Origin of the sequence: Cycloclasticus sp., assembly GCA_040743155.1 — a bacterium.
GTDB lineage: Bacteria > Pseudomonadota > Gammaproteobacteria > Methylococcales > Cycloclasticaceae > Cycloclasticus.
The window spans coordinates 2416395-2429724 of record JBFLJU010000001.1 but is presented as its reverse complement, the minus strand read 5'-3'; the positions used below and the strand labels follow the sequence as shown (position 1 = coordinate 2429724).

The window sequence follows — 13330 nt, the reverse complement described above, 5'->3', positions numbered from 1 at the left end:
GCTAAGCACTAACCCGCTGTTAACAAACTCCCTCTAAAGAATTTGAATTATGCTTTATTGAGGCTTAAATACTAAGCTAAATGAAACCGGTACCGCCGTTGCAATAGAAGGGAGTTTAGCCACTTCCATTAACTTGTGGATACCCGCGTTTAAGCCAAAATCAAACGCATTCAGCATGATCGGTTTAATGCTATTAACCAATAAAGCCCCATTATTTAGACCGACAATTTGAACCTCAGTTTGCATAAGCTTAGACTTTCCGTGCAACTCAAGCGTTAGCTCTAACGTTTTAACAACAACATCACCCACACCAATCGACGCCAATTGAACCGCGCCTAAATTTACAGTAACAATGGCCGCAGGAAAAACACCCGTTTCCAGTAACATTGTTTTCATGCGCTCATCACGAATACCAATGTTCGTGTTAACACTGGCCAAGCTAATGCTCACTTGCGCCACCGCTTTATCACTAATGCCACCGCTTAATTGGCCAAACGAATGCACCTCGCCAATTTTACCTTTCTTAATCGACACAAAGTGAAGAGACGATTCAGCGCTCTCTAATTGATAAGCCGCCTGCGCAGCCAAGGTGAAAAATAACAATGAAATGACCAAAAAAAACTTATTTGTTCGCATAACGACGTCCCCTAACAAAATAGATAAGCCACGATAATATCAAGTTTTTATTGTCACCACATTAAGTTAGCGCCTAAAAACCCATTAAGAATATAAGGAGCTTAACAAACTGCTAATGAGCTGGTCGTTGCACACTTTCATACCGACTGTTACCGATGAGGTATAACGAGCATTGTTTACTGCGGCAGTTTATGCTTCCATTATCATCAAGGATGGCGCTTTGATTTTAATAAAAGGAATTAAAAATGATTAAGAGCATAGATTTAGGGAAAACAAACTTATCCGATTTGCATCAAGTTTTCAAACTTGATGATTGTGAGGAACTAGAGAGGAAAAAGGCTCGCTTATTTCCTACTGGGAACACGGAAGCTGAAGTGGCAACCACTTCAATCTTTTTAGCTTCTTTAAGTGCTGTCAAAGAATATCGAGAGGAACTTCTTACAACTCTCGGCGTAAATAAAATCAAAACGCGGAACGTTAACCTTCATGTTTATACCGAAATTGAAAATATTTCAAAGGAGGAAAGACCTGACGGGTTAATGGTAATAACCAGTGGAAAACATAACCCTATTATCGAATGGGCGGCGTTCGTAGAAGTAAAAGTATCCGATAAGAAATTAGAAGCTGAGCAAGTAGAGCGCTATATTAGTTTCGGAAGGGATATTGGTATACATAACATTATCACCATATCAAATGAAATGGTTACATCTCCAACCGATAGCCCCATCACAACAAGAAGAACAAAAACTAAACTCTTTCATTGGTCATGGACGTATTTGAAAGTAATTGCCTTACGGCTTGTAAAAGAGGATGCCGTAGCAGATGAAGACCATATATATATTCTCAAAGAGCTAAGACGGTATATGGATAACCATAAAAATATACGAAGCTTTGGCGATATGGGTAAAAACTGGAAAGATGCAGTTACTGCCATTCACGCTTACACACCTAATCAGAAAATAGATAGACCAACGTTAGACGTACTAATTTCTTCATACAAACAAGAAGAAAAAGACATTAGTTTGCAACTGATGGATAAAACTGGCGATCAAATAGCCTTGCAAGCAAAAGGAGATAGAGCGCCACTATTGGAAGAAATGCTTCAAGACAAGAAGCTGATTTCTACACCTTTTATTATTAACGATAATAAAGCCCATCAGTTTTTGATTGAAACAGACTTTATTCGGCGTGAAGTTAGATGCTTGACTAACATCAGCATCAGCACATCCAAAGGCAAGGCTCAAGCCCAAACATCCGCGTTATTAAAAATCCTGAAGGATGCCGGAGGAAGCGACTACATATACATTAAGGCTATTTATATCAGAAAAAAATCAGTCGCTACTGAAGTCACCTTGAAACAACTATTGGACGAAAAGTCTAATGATGAACCTTACTCTATATTAGACAAGGCGCTAGGCAGTGAGGTGAAAACGTTTGAAATAAAAACCAAAGATTTATTAGGCAGGGACTTCCAAAGCCCCAAGAAATTTATTGTAAAAATAGAAAGCGTTGCCTTTAGGTTTGTAGACCAAGTAATGAGAAGTCTGATAAAACAGTAATCAGCACTAAACAGCTGATATATAGCTTAATTTCTTGAGCTTAAAAGGTGCCTGCGATTGATCGATGTGCGTGCGCTCTATTATATTGTCGCGGGTAATAGTGGGCGCGTTTCACTTGTATAGAACGAGCCCCTTTATAGCAAAACGTTATGTTCTTATCGTGAACGGAGAGTTATGAGTAGTAATAATCGGGATGATTTCACCCCAAATGACAAGAGGATAATGGCGGAACGCGTTAGCTGGAAATGCTCATTCCCTGGATGCGGTAGAAATACAGTTGGCCCGAACTCTGATGATCCAACAAAAAAGATTAACAATGGTATTGCTGCACACATTCATGCAGCGGCTTCTGGAGGACCTAGATACAATCCTAAAATGACTTCTGATGAAAGGAAGCATATATCAAATGGAATTTGGATGTGCAGAGATCATGGAAACTTGATCGATGCTGATTACACTGAATATTCAGCAAGCACATTGCACGACTGGAAAGAGCAAGCTGAAAAAAGAGCCGCAGATAGCCTTAAATTACCCACACAAGAAAAGTCAAACAAGGACGCGACCCTAATTCAGCTTGGTAATGGAATTATTTACTATGCTCATTGGAGTGCGATTCATTCCCAAGAGTGGAGTTTTGAATTAATCGCTCCATTAATAGGGAACCCGGAATCACTGAGTCACTATGTTTTAGAATTTAGTTCTTTACCTGAAACTGAAACATACGTTGTTATTGAGTCTCAAGGGGATGCGAGAAAAGTCCTAGGTATAAAAATAGAAGTCTCTTCTGAAGGAAAATATCTTCTATTCATCAATGTAGATAGAAAACCCGTACCAACCAACCCTCATGATTTAGGCATGGATATGAGAATTGATGACACTGGAGATATTTCAATTCTCAATGGAGATTTAGCAATGGTTAAAGGGATAGATACAGCTAAACAAATGATCTCTATTTGCATGAGTACTATTAAAGGTGAAATGGATGATGCAAAAGAGCTAGGCTCTCTAGCAACACAGTATTACAACGAGTATAAAGATGATTCAGAAATATTTCGTAAGCTTATACTTTTAGAGCTTATCCGTTTATCGCTAATACCTATGGAGCGCAGAGACAAGGAAGAAAAAGTGCCTTCCCTACATTTTGTTAAACGATTTCTTAGCGTTCAAATATCCAGCACTGAATTAGCACATAGCCGATTCAAAGCACACATAAAGTTAGAATGGGGTAATGGGGAGCTTTGGGACGGTGAAATACCAATTTTTGTACTACAAACATAACAAGGGCATGTTGTCGGACCGAAATCAAGGGGTCAGATACTGTCTTAAAAAACAAGCCTAATTCGCCTGTTGTTGATGATTAATATCAAACGGTTTTCCTGATTTCAACACACCATAAGCCAGCACCAACAGTTTTCTCATTACAGCTACTAGAGCTACTTTCTTTGGTTTTCCCCTGGCTTGAAGCCGGTCGTATAAAGCCATCATTAAGGGGTTATATCTGACAGCCACTAAAGCGGGCATATAGAGTGACTTTCGTAAGCGTGCGCAGCCCATTTTGGATAACCTTGAACGATTAATGCTACTCCCTGATTGCTCTATGGATGGATTAAGCCCAGCATAACTGCTGATTTGTTTTGCGTTATTAAACAAAGACACATCGCCCATATAGGCCAGTATAGCCCAAGCCGTTTTATCACCCATTCCCTTGATACTGGTGAGTAATTGCACCTGTTCGAAAAATCAAGGGGTCAGCCAGCTTGATTTAATTTAACGCTAGCGTTTACGAAATGGAAAATGCCGGTTATCACTACCGAGCCGAGGTTTCTCGCGAGAAGGTATCGCAGGTAATGGCAAATCAGATTAAAAATATAGATTACGACAATTTCAAAAGCAGCGTGAGCGACAATAATCGGCACGATGCCTACATGGATGTCTGGTCGGTTATGTACGCTTATCAAACCACTGGGAGAGATTAAGGCATAGGTGATAAGCTGCCTTTGACTGATCGCTTACTCGACGAAGTACTCAGAACTTACTCAGAAGAGCGAGCCATTGAATCGGATGCTTATCAATCTGGTGGGTGTGGCCCATTATGGCCCCGTTTTGAACGTGCAGTATTAAACCAATCATGCGACGGTGAAGCCACACTACCCCGCTATGCTATTTAGGCCAATACAGTGAGGGACAATATTATCGAAGGACTGAAACTGGTTGATAATGGTGACACAGAACAGGCACATTATCACCTAACTAGGGTCGCCAATAGCCTTTCTGCATTTTCTAAAGTTCAGAACCATTTTGATCCGATGGACCAGGAATAAAAACAACGGGCAAGGCCATAAACTAGCGTAAGGGATTTAAAATCCCGCGACGTTAAGAGCCACGCCGGTTCGATTTCGGCCACAGGCACCATAAAACAAGGGCTCCCGAAAGGGGGCTTTTTTGTTGCCCAGCCATTTGGGACAAATATGGGACACTGAGTTTAAGATTCCACCCGTTTTGCAAAAACACATCATTTAAGATGAAGTTCAAAAGTAGCCCCTAGGTAGCCCCAACAAAAAAGCCCCAACGTTTAAAAACGTTGAGGCTTTGTTGTACATGGTGCCCAGAGACGGATTCGAACCATCGACACGAGGATTTTCAGTCCACTGCTCTACCGACTGAGCTATCTGGGCATCTAAGATGTGGTCGCGTATTAAACAGCGGCACGCACATTTAGTCAAGGAAGTTTTAGAATATGGTCTTATTTAACGGGTGGAACGTAGCCCTCTGGTGCTTGCGCATCGTCGCTGAATAAAAACTTCTCCATTTCCGCCTTAAGTAACGCACGCGCTTCTGGTTCAAACGGGGTTAAACGATTTTCATTAATGATCATCGTTTGCTGCGCCAACCACAGCTGCCAAGCTTCTTTTGAAATGTTTTTTATAATGCGTTCACCTAATTCACCAGGAAAAGGCGCTTTTTCCAACGCTTCTGCTTCGCGTTTTAATTTTTGACAATACATGCTTTCAACTCTATTTTTGTTAACTTGTTAGCTGCGAAATTAATTCGCTCACCGGCTTTGGTAGGCCTATTTTCACACGACTGTTTGTTTGATACCAGCTTGATTTAGCACCCTCTTCAACTTTCGAGCCCGTTATTGGCGGCGCGCAAATAATGGGCGTGTAATCTAAGTGGTAATGTGAAAATGTGTGGCGCTTTTCTGGCAGCTTTTCTGCCTCATTTATATTAATACCATTTGCATTGCTCCACGCAATCAGTTCCTCGTAGTTGATGAACTCTGGAAACGCCCACAGGCCGCCCCATAGACCAACTGGTGGTCTTTGGTTCAACAAAACACCTTGCTCACCTTTCGACACCAACCAGTAACGTTTCTTAACCGGCAAACTCGTGCGTTTTTTTGGTGTTGGCAGTTCTGAAACTAGGCCCTGTTCTAGCGCCAAGCAGTTTTTCATTAACGGGCAATCCTGACAATTGGGTTTTGATCGGGTACAAACCGTCGCCCCTAAATCCATCATCGCTTGGTTATACGATCCTGCTTTCCCTGTTGGCGTTAACTGCTCTGACAAGGCCCAAAGTTTTTTTAAGATGGCAGCGCTTCCTGACCAGCCCTGTATCGCAAAAAATCGGCATAGCACACGCTTTACATTGCCATCGAGAATTGGCTCGGCCTGAGCCATTGAGAGACTGGCTATCGCGCCAGCGGTTGACCTACCAATACCGGGCAGGTCAATGAGGCCTGCTATTTGCTGCGGAAACTGCCCATCATATTGCGTAACAACAACGCACGCCGTCTTATGAAGGTTTCTAGCCCGTGCGTAATAGCCCAGGCCTGACCAATAGTGCAGCACATCATCCAAGGGCGCTTTTGCCAACGCTTCAACATTAGGAAAGTGTTTAACAAAGCGTTCAAAATACGGTATGACGGTTGCAACTTGAGTTTGTTGCAACATGATTTCAGACAACCAAACCCGATACGGCGTGGGTGACTGTTGCCAAGGCAAGGTTTTCCTGCCGTGCAGTTCAAACCAATCTAGCACTAGCGCCTGAAAGTGCTTAGGCGCTAGCTGCAATTCCAAGCCTTTATTGACTAAAACAGGCTTCTTAATAAGTCACCCGCTTTGCCTTTTAGCTTTTCATTAATTTTCTCGTTAAGTTTTTCTTTTAACTCGGCCTTCTTCTCTTCGATTTTTTCTTTTTGCGTGGCCAGCACAAGCGCTTTCACATCAAGTTGGACACTGGGTTCGGCAAATGTTCCAGCCACATTCACCGGAATCAACAGGTTTTTAAGGTCTTTAGAATCTGCCGCTTCCGTCTCGCTAAGTGCTTTTGTGCGCTGAAGTGTTAACCGGTAGTCTAATGCCTCGCTAACCAAACTGGCGGTGCCCGCTCCTGTTATATTAATCAGCGGCGACGCAACTAACAGGTCTTTATTGTTGACCAAGCCATTCGTTATTTGTGCGCTTCCAGACATATCCGTGAATGGCGTTTTGCCCTCACCTTGCGTCGCTAAGGCTGACATATCACCCTTTAACACGGCTTCTGCTTGTTTCATTAATGCACCCACATCAACGCCGGTTACCGCTCCATCTTGAAAGCTAAAGTTAGCGGTGCCATTCAATGCCGATTTAAAAGCAGCGATGGTGTTTCCGCGCATGGTTAGGTCGGCGTTGATATTGGCGACGCCAGAAATGCTTGATTCACCCATCAAGTCCATCAGCAATGGCTCTATGTTAATGCCGCTTGCTTGCTCTTTAACACTGATTCGAGGTGTGTTTTGACGCGCATCAACCGTTGTTTTGCCGGAATAACTGCCGTTATAAAACTGCTTAACCGCTTGCTCTGTTTTTAACACCCCGTTTTTTGCAACCACTTTCAAGCTGACCTGTTGCGCCGTTAGCTTATTTACAACCAGCGACTGTACTTTAAATAGGCCATCAATATTCAATGAGCGGATCGTTTGCACGGGTATTAAAGCCGCTGCCGCAGGTGGCGGAACCGACTGACTACTGCTCGCTTGGCTTTCATTTTCCGTAGCTTTAGGTAGGTAACGGTCAACGTTGATAGTATCCACCGTGAGATCAAAGCCAATCGCAGGCTTTGTGAAATTATTAACCGATGCCTGACCCGACAATATGGAGTCATCAAACTTAATATTAATAGGGTTTAACGTTAAACTGCCTGCACCTGATAAATCGGCTATTACGTGGCTAGCTATCTCAATCTGCATTGCGCCATTGGGCACGGAGTCGCCCGCCGCATCAATCGCTAGCGTCATGTCTTGGAAATCAAATTTGTCCAAGCGGGTATTGATGACCAAATCACCATTAAGCTTTAAACGGACTGTCGCTTTCGGCTTACTGCTATCAACCGTGAACGCTAACTCTATACCCATTGGGCTTCCCAGCGATAATGCGTCCGTCGTTAAATCCAAATCAGCTAGGCTGTAGCTTTCGCCTTTGCTCGCATCATTCCAAGTAATATTGGCATCCACTATCTGTAACCCACCAATGGCAAGCGCACCTAGTCCGGCAGCCGATGATTTTTCGTCACTCGCTGTCGTCGTCGCTTTAGTATTATCAGCCGATGGTTGCGCTAAATCGTCCCAGTTGGTGACGCCCGCCTTATTCTTTGCGAGGTTCAAACTCATCCCCTTTAATACAACCGTGCTCACTTCAACTTGTTGGCTTAGCAAAGGCAATAACTTCACTTTCACATTCGCTTGTTTTATCTCAGCAAAGTACTGCGCACTAAAGCCCGCTGCATTGCTCAGACTAACATCATTAATACCCACCCCAACCCAAGGGAAAATGGAGAGAGACAAATCACCTTTAATCGTTAAATCGCGCCCTGTTTTGTCTTTAACAACGGCTTGTATTTCCTCTCGGTAATCATTTGGGTCAATAACCATCGGCGCAACAACCGCCGCGACAATAATTAACAATACCAACCCAGCAATAATTTTTAACAATTTACCCATCACTCACTCTCCTTATTTAACCTGCTCCTGATAGATGAAAATAGTATCAGGCTTTTATTAAAGAAAGATGAAATTTAATTCTTTTTATCCCGTCAATAATGCCTGCATTTCATCCAATTCCTGCTTCGACTCCGTTAACAACTGCAAGGTATTATCTGGCCCTAACTCGCCTAAGTTAAACCTATGAAAGGCTGGGATCTTACCTAACGTTTAACGCCGTTAAAATCTTTAGTCCGATATCGGGCATGCTCGGTAATATTGATTTATTTTTGCTGATACGATCATAAATTTCCTGATATACGTTCTCCATAACCTCTCCTATCTCTCTTCTATGGCCAATAAACCCTAGTGTTACCCTTTATTTGCCTATTTTTTAATAAAATAGCATGTAAAATCAGGCTTTTATGGGTATCATTCTCAACCTTTTTAATTTTTTATTGGTCTTTTTGAAAAGACTAAAACACAGGTCTTATCATGAACACAATCCAAACAGACGACACTCGAATTCTTGGCATGCAGGAAATCATATCTCCTGAACAGTTACATAACAATTTACCGATCACCGACGCTGCGGCAAAAACAACCTCCAACGCTAGACAGGCCATTCACCAAGTATTGCACGGGGAAGATGACCGTTTGTTAGTTGTCATTGGCCCTTGTTCGATTCACGATACAGAAGCCGCTTTGGATTATGCCTCACGTTTAAAGCCTTACATTGATAGTTTATCGGATGACCTAATCATCGTCATGCGTGTTTATTTTGAAAAGCCGCGTACTACAGTTGGCTGGAAAGGGCTCATCAACGACCCTGATCTCGATGAAAGCTTTGACATTAATAAGGGCGTTCATACGGCACGAGAATTATTATTGAAACTTAACTCTCAAGGCGTGTCAGCGGCGACAGAATATTTAGATTTAATTACCCCGCAATACGTTTCTGACCTTATTGCCTGGGGCGCGATTGGCGCAAGAACCACAGAAAGCCAAACTCACCGTGAATTATCGTCTGGCTTATCATGCCCTGTTGGCTTTAAAAACGGCACTGATGGCACGGTTAAAGTAGCGATTGACGCTATCGGCTCAGCCATACGTCCCCATCACTTTTTATCGGTTACTAAACAAGGTCAATCAGCGATCTTTAAAACGGCTGGCAACGAAGATTGCCACCTTATTTTACGCGGCGGCAAAACACCTAACTATGATGCTGCTAGTGTCGATTCGGCGGCGAATGAGCTGGGTAAAGCCGGTGTTAACCTGCACATGATGATCGACTTTAGCCACGCCAACAGTAGCAAGCAACACGAACGCCAAATGATCGTAAGTGCTGACGTTGCTGGGCAAATTGCCAGCGGTGATATGCGCATCAGCGGCGTCATGATTGAAAGTCACCTAGTGGCCGGTCGCCAAGACCAAATCGAAGGGCAAGAGCTGGTATACGGCCAAAGCATTACCGATGCTTGTATCGACTGGGATAGTAGCGTTCAATTGCTCGAAGAATTAGCCACTGCCGTTCGCGCTCGTCGTGAAGGTAACATTGATGCTGCGAACAATTAATAATTAGCGCTCACTTCATGAATATTCAAGTTAACGGTAAAAATCACTCTTGTCATAACGACGACACGCTTGAACAGCTCATTCAACACATGGGGTTAACGGGCAAGCGCATCGCCATTGAATTAAATGAAGAGATAAAACCCGCGGATCAATTTAATACCATTCAACTCAAAGAAGGCGATATTGTGGAAGTTGTACAAGCCATTGGCGGCGGCCAGCCAGATGACCTTATCATTGCGGGGCAACGTTTTTCTTCTCGACTACTAGTCGGTACTGGAAAATACAAGGACATGGCCGAATCACAGGCCGCAATTGAAATGAGTGGCGCTGAAATAGTGACTGTCGCCATCCGTCGCACCAATATTGGCCAAAATCCTGGCGAGCCAAACTTGCTCGACGTTATTTCGCCTGACAAATACACCATTTTACCGAATACTGCGGGCTGTTTTACCGCCAAAGACGCATTACGAACTTGTCGCCTAGCCCGTGAATTATTGGGTGGACACAAGCTCGTCAAACTTGAGGTATTGGGCGATAAGAAAACACTTTTTCCTGATATTACAGCGACCTTAGAGTCAGCTGAAATTTTGGTTAAAGAAGGCTTTGACGTAATGGTTTATACCAACGACGACCCGATTATCGCAAAGCGCCTTGAAGAAATGGGCTGTGTTGCGGTAATGCCGTTAGCGGCTCCCATCGGCTCAGGCCTAGGCATTCGTAACCCGTACAATATTCTCACCATTATAGAAAACGCCAATGTTCCCATTATTGTAGATGCTGGCGTTGGCACCGCATCTGACGCAGCCATTGGAATGGAACTGGGTTGCGATGGCATTTTGATGAACACCGCCATTGCTCATGCCAACAACCCTATTTTGATGGCATCATCGATGAAAAAAGCCGTACAAGCTGGCCGCGAAGCATTTTTAGCTGGCCGCATGCCTCGGCGCCGCTATGCCTCCGCTTCCTCTCCATTGGATGGTTTAATTTAGCTCTAAGCTTTTTGTATGATCGACGACAACCCTGATTTCTTACGGCGTATTCGCAGCTTTGTTAAACGCGAAGGACGCTTAACGCCTGGACAACAAACAGCCATCAAAACAGGCTGGCCACTCTTTGGATTAGACCTTACCAACCGCATCAACCCTAACGCGCTGTTTGGTAACGATAACCCCATTACGCTTGAAATCGGTTTTGGTAATGGTGAAAGTTTAGTGACCATGGCTAGCGATAATCCAGACCGAAACTTTATCGGCATTGAAGTTCACCGCCCGGGCGTTGGACACTTGCTGCGCACCGTCTTAGAAAAAAAACTCAGTAATGTTCGCGTCTTTGATACTGACGCGATTGAAGTCCTTCAACAAGCCATCCCTGACCATAGCCTAGACTGTGTACAACTGTTTTTCCCTGACCCTTGGCACAAGAAAAGGCACCATAAACGTCGTATTGTGCAAATAGAATTTTTAGACCTTATCCACTCAAAGCTAAAAATGGGTGGTCGTTTTCATGCCGCGACGGATTGGGAAAATTATGCCGAACACATGATCGAGACTCTAAACGCTCACAACGGCTTTGTTAATTCTAGCGACACCACCTATATCGAACGCCCCGAGTACCGGCCATTAACTAAATTTGAAAATCGCGGCTTACGCTTAGGTCACGGCGTATGGGATATGGTTTTCTTAAGCGTCGATCTTAAATAACCGCTTCACGAAATTCTAAGCCAGCAGCCTCATCTATTGCGGGCGAATTAATATCATTAAAAATCGTTTGAAGGCTGTCTAACTGGTCTGTTAAAACGAGCTCCATTGCTTTGTTTTGTGCAATTTTTTCGTCTAACTCGTCTCTACTCGCCGAGACGCTTCGTAAGCTTTCCAGCTTACTTTCCATAAACCTTTTCTGCTCATTCACTTCTCTAATCAAATTAGATAGCGCCACCGACTTCCAAGTATTAACATCTGCCTGCGCCTGTTTGAAAATAGCCATGGCTTGCCCGCCAATGGTATCTACAAACCGTTTAGCCAAAGTGTTCTGCTCCGTTAAAGCGGCCGAAGAACTGGTGCTAAACTCTATCCCTTCACGCAGTAATTGCTCTAATTGTCTCTGATAAACCGTCACATCAAACCCATTCGGTTGCTCAACATCGAGATCATGTTCATCTTTAAATCTTTTATAGATGGCATCCAATAGCTTAATACTCGCCTGCGTTGTACTCAGCGTTTCATTCAACAATGAATTTAAGCCGTCAAAACTATTTTGCATACCCTGACGAATACCCACGCTTGTCCAGCTTTTAATCATTTGTTCGCGGCCTTCATCAACAATACCCGCAACCCGCTCCGGGCTCACAACCTCTAATAAATCCGCTATTTGCATATAAAAAATATGCCGGCTGGTTTTCAAATGGGTCAAATTTTTATTGTAAACCGTCTGTTCCTGCCGTGTTTCCAGCAGTAATTCAGCCGTTGCTAGCTCGCTCTTACTGCAAATACCACGTAATTCACCAGTATGCTTGGCAACGTTTTGCAATCGACTAGTTAAGGTATGACTAGCCAATTCAATATTCTCAACAATATCACCCACAACCTTATGCTGAAGAATCTCTTTTTGTGAACTTAGTATTCTGTCAGACAGAAAATTTTCTAAGCCTGACAAGCGACTGGTCGATAATGCCCCCTCGTCGCTCTTGATCTTTGCGATCAGCGCTTGCTTGGCCGATAAGGGAAAAATAGCCTGCTCATCCAGCTCCAATAAACGCGCTGTTTCCATTGTTTGCTTATGAATGGATTGGAGCCACTCATCATCACTCATCAACTCATCGTTCAAGGTGTCAATCTTATTGAGCACCACCGCCAAACCATGCGGGTGCTTGCTTCGATAAGCCTGAATATGCTGTTCCCACATCGCCATATCGCTTTGCGTCACACCCGTATCAGCCGCTAAGACAAAAATCATCGCCTGCGCATTCGGTAACATACTCAGGGTCAGCTCCGGCTCACTACCCAAGGCGTTCAAGCCAGGCGTATCTAATATCGTTAGGCCTTTTTCTAATAGCGGGTGCGGAAAGCTGATCAACGCGTGACGCCAAAAAGGAATGACGACGTCGGCCTCCCCTTCTTTACCTGCAAGCCCCAAGGCTTTAGCCTGATCAGCCGAGACCGTTTTAGTTTTTAACAGCTCCAAAAAACTGTCCTGCATTTGTTCCGGTGAATCACAATTGAGCTCAATATACGTCCACTGTTTGGCCTCTTTCTTAAAGTCCTCAAGGGACTTATCGCTCAACCTCGTTTCAATATCTAGCAGTCGAAGATAGGGCTTTTCAGTTGCGTCATAAAAAAGTTCGGTGGGGCACATTGTCGTACGGCCAGGGCTAGATGGTAGCAAGCGAATACCCGCTGAGGAAAAAAACAAGGCATTAATCAATTCCGTTTTGCCGCGCGAAAACTCGGCAGCAAATGCAATGGTGATACTGTCCTTTTCCAGTAGCCTTAAATTCTTGATCAACATCAGCTCTGTCTCAGTATCACTAAGGCTTGCGCCATCTAGCCAGCGCTGATAGTCATGTATTGAGTCAGACATTGACTGCTTCCACAGGTCATAA

At 43.7% G+C, this 13330-nt stretch carries 12 protein-coding genes and 1 tRNA gene; 6 read left to right on the top strand and 7 right to left on the bottom strand.

The window, feature by feature from the left end:
- Positions 1 to 54: 54 nt before the first annotated feature.
- Complete coding sequence (locus AB1Y31_11615) at positions 55 to 636, bottom strand: YceI family protein (GenBank protein ID MEW4983826.1); 582 nt, start codon at positions 634 to 636, stop codon at positions 55 to 57.
- 245 nt (positions 637 to 881) lie between these two features.
- Here AB1Y31_11615 and AB1Y31_11610 point away from each other — a divergent pair, with 245 nt between their 5' ends.
- Together AB1Y31_11610 and AB1Y31_11605 are read left to right on the top strand one after the other, a co-directional pair.
- Positions 882 to 2195 (top strand): hypothetical protein, encoded by a 1314-nt coding sequence (locus tag AB1Y31_11610; GenBank protein MEW4983825.1) that lies wholly within the window; start codon positions 882 to 884, stop codon positions 2193 to 2195.
- Between the two features lie 174 nt (positions 2196 to 2369).
- A complete protein-coding gene (locus AB1Y31_11605) occupies positions 2370 to 3473 on the top strand; it encodes a hypothetical protein (GenBank protein ID MEW4983824.1) in 1104 nt (367 codons plus the stop codon).
- Between the two features lie 57 nt (positions 3474 to 3530).
- Here AB1Y31_11605 and AB1Y31_11600 read toward each other — a convergent pair whose 3' ends face one another.
- Positions 3531 to 3923 (bottom strand): transposase, encoded by a 393-nt coding sequence (locus AB1Y31_11600; protein ID MEW4983823.1) that lies wholly within the window; start codon positions 3921 to 3923, stop codon positions 3531 to 3533.
- Between the two features lie 59 nt (positions 3924 to 3982).
- Between AB1Y31_11600 and AB1Y31_11595 the strand changes: the two genes are divergently transcribed.
- A complete protein-coding gene (locus AB1Y31_11595; GenBank protein MEW4983822.1) occupies positions 3983 to 4171 on the top strand; it encodes a hypothetical protein in 189 nt (62 codons plus the stop codon).
- A gap of 623 nt (positions 4172 to 4794) precedes the next feature.
- Here AB1Y31_11595 and AB1Y31_11590 read toward each other — a convergent pair.
- The 4 genes from AB1Y31_11590 to AB1Y31_11575 all read right to left on the bottom strand — a co-directional run bounded on the left by AB1Y31_11590 (position 4795) and on the right by AB1Y31_11575 (position 8175).
- A tRNA-Phe gene (locus AB1Y31_11590) sits at positions 4795 to 4870 on the bottom strand.
- A gap of 68 nt (positions 4871 to 4938) precedes the next feature.
- Positions 4939 to 5199, bottom strand: coding sequence for an oxidative damage protection protein (locus AB1Y31_11585; protein MEW4983821.1), 261 nt, complete (start codon positions 5197 to 5199; stop codon positions 4939 to 4941).
- Positions 5200 to 5218: 19 nt separating this feature from the next.
- A complete protein-coding gene (gene mutY, locus AB1Y31_11580) occupies positions 5219 to 6268 on the bottom strand; it encodes an A/G-specific adenine glycosylase (protein MEW4983820.1) in 1050 nt (349 codons plus the stop codon).
- A gap of 17 nt (positions 6269 to 6285) precedes the next feature.
- On the bottom strand, positions 6286 to 8175 hold the full coding sequence (locus AB1Y31_11575; GenBank protein ID MEW4983819.1) for an AsmA family protein: 1890 nt from the start codon (positions 8173 to 8175) through the stop codon (positions 6286 to 6288).
- Between the two features lie 474 nt (positions 8176 to 8649).
- Between AB1Y31_11575 and AB1Y31_11570 the strand changes: the two genes are divergently transcribed.
- The 3 genes from AB1Y31_11570 to trmB are packed head-to-tail and all read left to right on the top strand — an operon-like array spanning position 8650 to position 11432.
- Positions 8650 to 9729: a 3-deoxy-7-phosphoheptulonate synthase gene (locus AB1Y31_11570; GenBank protein ID MEW4983818.1), complete on the top strand. Its 1080-nt coding sequence runs from the start codon at positions 8650 to 8652 to the stop codon at positions 9727 to 9729.
- Between the two features lie 17 nt (positions 9730 to 9746).
- Complete coding sequence (gene thiS, locus AB1Y31_11565; GenBank protein MEW4983817.1) at positions 9747 to 10721, top strand: sulfur carrier protein ThiS; 975 nt, start codon at positions 9747 to 9749, stop codon at positions 10719 to 10721.
- Between the two features lie 15 nt (positions 10722 to 10736).
- Positions 10737 to 11432, top strand: coding sequence for a tRNA (guanosine(46)-N7)-methyltransferase TrmB (gene trmB / locus AB1Y31_11560; protein MEW4983816.1), 696 nt, complete (start codon positions 10737 to 10739; stop codon positions 11430 to 11432).
- Here trmB and AB1Y31_11555 read toward each other — a convergent pair.
- Positions 11425 to 13308: a dynamin family protein gene (locus AB1Y31_11555; GenBank protein MEW4983815.1), complete on the bottom strand. Its 1884-nt coding sequence runs from the start codon at positions 13306 to 13308 to the stop codon at positions 11425 to 11427. The genes trmB and AB1Y31_11555 overlap by 8 nt on opposite strands.
- Between the last annotated feature and the right edge of the window lie 22 nt (positions 13309 to 13330).